Below are 4,595 nucleotides of genomic sequence, written 5' to 3'. Positions count from 1 at the left end.
ATTCGTCGTCGTCGAATTCTCCGGTGACGACGCGGGTGACGAGGACTTTGACCGCGACGGGGACGAGGCCGCCGGGCCGCGCGATCCGATGACCATCGGGGAGTGCCTCGGGGGCGTTGGATTCGAGGTGCTCGTTGCTCAACCTGAACTCGTTTCTTCGACGCTGACTCGATGTAGCCTCTCACACCCTCGTATTCTCCCGGTGTCCGGCTTGGCTCGATCGCGTCGAACTATTCCTTCCACCCATGACATCTATGAGATAATATAAGCCGCAAATCGACGGCGGCCCAGGATGGGCGCGGAGCGAAGGAGCTCAGATGCGGTGGACAACGCGGTGGACTGCAGTGGCGACAGCGTTGATTGTGACGTTGGTGGCATCATCGTTCGTCGGTGCGCAACGCGCGGCAGCCGACGGTGCACCGCCGGTCCAGGCCGAGCTCTACGTCTCGCCGACGGGCGACGACGCGAACCCGGGCACGCAAGCCCTCCCGTTCGCCACGGTGCAACGGGCGCAGCAGGCGGTGCAGACGATCAACGCCGGCATGACAGGGGACATCATGGTGTACCTGCGCGGTGGCACCTACACGCAGAGCTCCACCTGGAGCCTGGGGGCCGCAGACTCCGGGACGAACGGCCACTCCGTCGTGTACTCGGCGTTCCCCGGTGAGAAGCCGGTGATCTCCGGCGGCCGCACGATCACGGGCTGGACGCTGAACCCCGCCACGGGGATCTATTCCGCGTCCGCGACCGGACTCGAGACCCGGCAGCTGTTCGTCAACGGCGACCGAGCCGTCCGCGCCCGCACCGAGGCCGCCCCGGCCAACGCGGTGAAGACCACCGCCGGGTACACGACCGACGACGTCTCGCTCGCGAGCCTGGCGCACCCCGAAAAGGTCGAGGCGGTGTTCCACGCCGCCTGGACTGCTCCCAGCGTCAGCGTGCAGTCCATCACCACACAGTCCGGCAAGGCCGGCATCACGCTGAATCCCGCGCTGTGGCCGACTCTGACGAACCGGTCGCGACTCCAGCTCGCGTACCTCGAGAACGCCCTCGAGTTCCTCGATCAGCCGGGGGAGTGGTACCTCGACGACACCGCCGGCACCCTCTACTACAAGCCGCGACCCGGCGAGGACATGTCGACGGCGGTGGTGACGGCTCCTGTGGTGCAGAAGCTGGTATCCGTCCAAGGCAGCGACCTCGCGACTCCGGCGAGCGACATCCGATTCGAGGGCATCACCTTCGCCGACACGACGTGGACGCAGCCGACCGACGGCGGGGGCTGGCTCGACGACTTCGACAACTACAACATCAACGGGACCATGCCCCCGGCCGCCGTCACGCTCCAGAACGCACACGGCATCACCTTCGAGCGGGACGACTTCACCCGGCTCGGAGCGACAGGCGTCAACCTGCTCACCGGCGCCCAGGACACCCTCATCCAGGGCAACCGATTCTTCGACATCTCAGGCTCCGCCATCAACGCGGGGCCGTCGACGAAACAGGACGCATCGATCTACAACCCGAGCGATACGCGTGCGGTGCAACGCAACAACGACGTGCTCGACAATTACATCCACGACATCGGCGTGCAGTATCTGTCCTCCTCGGCCGTGAACTTCGCCTTCCCGGAGGACGCCGACATTTCGCACAACGAGATCTTCAACGTGCCCTACGCGGGGATCAGCTTCTTCGGCAGCACATACGCACCGGTCACGATCACGAAGAACGTCAAAGTGCAGGACAACTTCATCCACGACCTGATGAACCAGGGCATCTTCGACGGCGGCGCGATCTACGCATTCGGCGTGACCGGAGGCACCGCGGCTGCCCCGAACATCATCTCGGGCAACTACATCAGGAACCAGCACGAACGCTACGCGACGATCTACATGGACCAGTCCAGCGACTACTGGCAGATCGAACAGAACGTCGTCGACCTCGCGCAGGTACCGATCTGGGGCGACGTGAACAGCGTCGAGTGGGGGTTCCTGAACGTCAAGGCCAACCACGTCACCTTCGACGACAACTACACCACCACCAGCAACTTCCTCGACAACTCCGGCAGTGACACCAACGTGCGGACCAACGAGCACATCTATCCCGACGCCAACTGGCCGACGGCGGGTCAGGCGATCGCCGACGCCGCCGGCCTCGAGCCCGCCTACCAGGACCTCGCGACGGGGACCCTGGAGATCCTGGACATGCCCAGCGAGATCGATCTCCAGACGGGCGGCACGAAGACACTGGACGTGAAGGCGAAGACAGGGCGGGACGCGCCCATCGACGTCTCCTCGGCCGTCGTGCACTACCTATCCTCCGACCCCTCGGTCGCGACCGTCGGCAGCACCGGCGGTGTGACCGCGGTCGGCAGCGGGCACGCGGCCATCACGGTCTTCGTCTCGTTCAACGGCGCCCTCCTGCGCAAGGTGGTCGACGTCTACGTGGACGACACGCTGGACCACATCGAGGTCGCCTACTCGCAGGAGAACGTCAAACAGGTGCTCTCCGGGAGCGCGACGTTCCCGCCGGGCGACGCGCGGCAGCTCATCCCCCGCGGGGTGACGGTCGCCGGGCGGACGCTCGTCGACACCCCGGTCTCGATCGTGACCAGCGATCCCTCGGTCGTCTCAGTGGTCAACGGGCAGATGACGACGCTCAGCCCAGGCATGTCGACGCTCACCTTCACGACGACGTTGAACGGGTCCAGCCTGAGTCAGAGCGTCGACATCCACGTCGTCGACTTCAGCGACAGCAGCAGCCTCTCGCTACCGGCGCTCTCGCTGAACAAGGCGATCCGCGACCCGCAGAACTGGACCTCTGCGCTGCCGACCGGGAGCGTCGTCCCCGGTGTGGACTCCCTCGCCATCAACACCCCGGGAAACGGCTACGCGATGTACACGGGCCAGAAGTTCGGCGACCAACTGCTCTCGACGAACGTCAAAATCGACGCGAACAGCGGATGGCCGTCCCTGGTCCTGCGCGCCCAGAAGCCCGATGAGGACTTCACGGCGGCCGACAACAGCCTGTACATGCTGTGCATCAAGTCGAACTCGATCGAGCTCCATCGCTTCTCCGGGGGCCAGCGCACGGTGTTCTTCGGTGAGATCGCCGGGTCGCCGAGCGTCGGCGCCGCGTCGTACCCCAACACGGCGATCCCCTGGCACGAGACGCATCTCGTGCAGTTCGGCGCCGTGAACGAGGCGGGCGGCGTCCGGCTCGTCCTCAACGTCGACGGAGCGAACGTGTTCACCTTCCTCGACACGAGCGCCGACAGGATCACCGGCGACGGCTACTTCGGCGTGTACGCCCGCGATGGCCAGATGACCCTCAGCGCCACCAACGCTGGTCTGCCGGGCGAGGCCGACTACCCGCCCGCCCAGGCCCCGACCGCAGCCCTCGCCGGAGCTTCCCATGTCGTCAACGGGCAGACCCTCACGGTCGTGGGCGCGGCGACGCCGAACACCCTGCCGGGGAAGTCGCTGAGCCTGTCGTCCGCGGCCGTCTCCTACGACCCTGCTGTCTTCGACGTCGCCTCCGTGGAGTCGCGCGTCGCCGGCCTCACCGTCACGCCCACGGTGGCGGGCGGCACGATCGGCCTGAGCTTCTCGGGCTCGGGGGCCGTCGTGGGCGGATACAACCCGCTGGACCTGTTCGCGGTCACGCTCCAGGCGAAAGCCACGGCCACGGCGTCGGCCGTCGCCTTGTCGTCGCTGACCCTCGCCGACGGGAGCAGCCCGGTCTCCGCGGATGTCGGGCCCGCGAAATCCGTGGCGGTCACCGCTCCGGTCACCGGCGGCGTCTACGAGACCTTCGACGGCTACGCGTCGGGCGCCATCGCCGGGGTGTCCGGCTACTCCGTGTCCCCGTCCTCCGGCTCCGGCTACTTCACGGTCGCGGGATTCCCGTCCTCGGTCGACAAGAGCCTCCACCTCGGGAAGAGCAACACGTCGGACACCTCTCCGACCACGCTCTCCAGGACGTACAGCTCCGCCGGCGTGGGCGGCCACGTGCGCCTCTCGTACCAGGTGAGGAAGGAGAGCGGCGTCTCCGACCCGCAGAGTTTCATCAATGTGCGCGACACGAGCAGCAGGGTCGCGGCCACGGTCATCGTGGACAGCGCGATCACGGTGCGGCTCGGGCAGAGCTACACGCTCGTCAGCGCGGCCGATATGCAGGCCGACCGCTGGTACGAGGTCGTGCTCGATCTGGACTACACGGCGCACACCGCGAGCGTGCAGGTGACCGAGCTGGCCGGCGCAGGCCGGACGTGGACGCAGGCGTCCGCCGCGATGCAGAACACAGCCGCGACCAACGTCTCGAAGCTGGACTACGTCGTCTGGAACTCGCGCACAGCCGGGTACTCGTATGACGACCTCGCCATCGAGCCCGTCTGATCGTTCGGAAAGGCGCGTTCGCGGGTGGCGTGCCAGCTGCGGAGGATGTGGGTGCGCATGGCTTCGGCGGCGGCGTGTTCGTCGCCGTCGAGGACGAGTTGGCGGATGCGGGTGTGGTCGGTGTGGGCGAGGTGGATGTCTTCGAGGGAGGCGTCGTCGGCGTGCCAGCGGCTGGTCCAGGCGAAGACTTGGCGGACGGTG

2 protein-coding genes are annotated in these 4,595 nt (G+C 66.8%); one reads left to right on the top strand and one right to left on the bottom strand.

Translation table 11 applies throughout. From position 1 onward, the window contains the following. The first annotated feature begins 371 nt into the window (after positions 1 to 371). Positions 372 to 4,394, top strand: coding sequence for an Ig-like domain-containing protein (locus JNB50_RS25905; protein WP_208042737.1), 4,023 nt, complete (start codon positions 372 to 374; stop codon positions 4,392 to 4,394). Here the strand turns inward: JNB50_RS25905 and JNB50_RS24750 are convergent. Continuing rightward, positions 4,328 to 4,595: hypothetical protein (locus JNB50_RS24750; protein ID WP_374222288.1), on the bottom strand; the 268-nt coding region annotated here is incomplete at its 5' end. The genes JNB50_RS25905 and JNB50_RS24750 overlap by 67 nt on opposite strands.

Origin of the sequence: Leifsonia sp. TF02-11, assembly GCF_017565305.1 — a bacterium.
GTDB lineage: Bacteria > Actinomycetota > Actinomycetes > Actinomycetales > Microbacteriaceae > Leifsonia.
This window is presented reverse-complemented; position numbering and strand designations above follow the sequence as displayed.